This window comes from Nocardia vermiculata NBRC 100427 (assembly GCF_001613265.1).
Lineage (GTDB): Bacteria > Actinomycetota > Actinomycetes > Mycobacteriales > Mycobacteriaceae > Nocardia > Nocardia vermiculata.
In genome coordinates, this window is sequence record NZ_BDCA01000071.1 from 1 (window position 1) to 1270 (window position 1270).

The window sequence follows — 1270 nt, forward strand, 5'->3', positions numbered from 1 at the left end:
TAGTTGAGCGTAGTAGGCGGTCTCGTACTCGGCCGGGGTGAGGTAGTCGAGCCGGGAATGCAGGCGGGCGTTGTTGTACCAGTCGCACCATTCCATCAGCGCGTACTCGACATCGGATATGGTCTTGAACGGACCGTGTCGGCGCACTACCTCGGTCTTGAACAAGCCGATTATCGATTCGGCGAGTGCATTGTCGTAGGCATCACCAACTGATCCTATCGATGGAGAAATACCTTGCAGTGCAAGTGATTCGGTGAAGTTGACCGAAACATATTGAGATCCCGCATCGGAGTGATGTATCAGTCCGGGCTCGACTGGATGCCCGTAATGATCACGCCGCCACACAGCCATGTTGACCGCTTTGGACACCAGCGGTGTCGTTTTCGACGCCGAGATGTTCCAGCCGACGATCGCGCGGGAGTAGGCGTCGAACACGAACGCCACATACGCCCACCCGGTCCAGGTCGCCACGTAGGTGAAATCGGCCGCCCATACCTGGTTCGGCGCGGTCGCGGTGAAGTCGCGGTTGAGCCGGTCACCGGCGCGTATCCCGTCTTTGGTGGGGATCGTGGTCCGATGTCGCCGGCCTCTGACGGCGCCGTTGAGCCCGAGTTCGCGCATGATCCGGTCCACGGTGCAAAACGCCACGGCATGGCCCTGACGGCGCAGCCAGCGTGTCATCTTCCGGCGCCCGTAGAGCTGTTCGGGTGCACCGTCGAGCCCACGCAAGGTGTTCTCGACGGCCGCATCGACGACGTCGCGCGCCGAGGCCGGCCGACGGCGGGCCTTGCGATAGGTCCTGGGCGCGATCTGGACTCCGTGCATCGACAGTGCGCGGCAGATCGACTCGACGCCGAAGACCTGGCGGTATTCGTCGATGAATCCGACGATCAGCGGTGTCGCGGGTCGAGTTCCCGCGCGAAAAAAGCCGAAGCGAGCTTGAGGATCTCGTTGGTCTGCTTGAGATCTCGGTTCTCTTTGCGCAACCTCGCGAGCTCGTCGCGCTCGACGCTCGACAGGCCCGGCGAAGCCGGCACGGTTGCGGACGGCGCCTGCTCGAGGGCCTTCTTGATCCACAACCGCAGCGTCTCGTGGTGCACGTCGACCATCGGGCCGATCACGCGCGCGGCAGCGTAGGCGGATCCGTACTCATCGAGCCGTTCGAGAGCCAGGCGCACGGCCTTCTCACGAACCTCGGGCGGGTAACGCTTCGACATGATGGGAGCCATCTTCCTCAAAGACGGAAGCGGCCCCAAATCCGTGACGGTTC

1 protein-coding gene and 1 other annotated feature are annotated in these 1270 nt (G+C 62.8%); the gene reads right to left on the reverse strand.

What is annotated here, in order from left to right:
- Positions 1-1217, reverse strand: a protein-coding gene (locus NV2_RS30490) for an IS3 family transposase (protein WP_157103176.1) whose coding sequence is annotated in 2 segments (ribosomal slippage) — positions 1-923 and positions 923-1217 — 1218 coding nt annotated over the 2 segments. Because the reading frame shifts where the segments join, the coding sequence is not laid out codon by codon here. This gene is flagged as partial in the annotation.
- Positions 802-930, reverse strand: a sequence feature (AL1L pseudoknot). It overlaps the preceding gene by 129 nt.
- Positions 1218-1270: the final 53 nt, after the last annotated feature.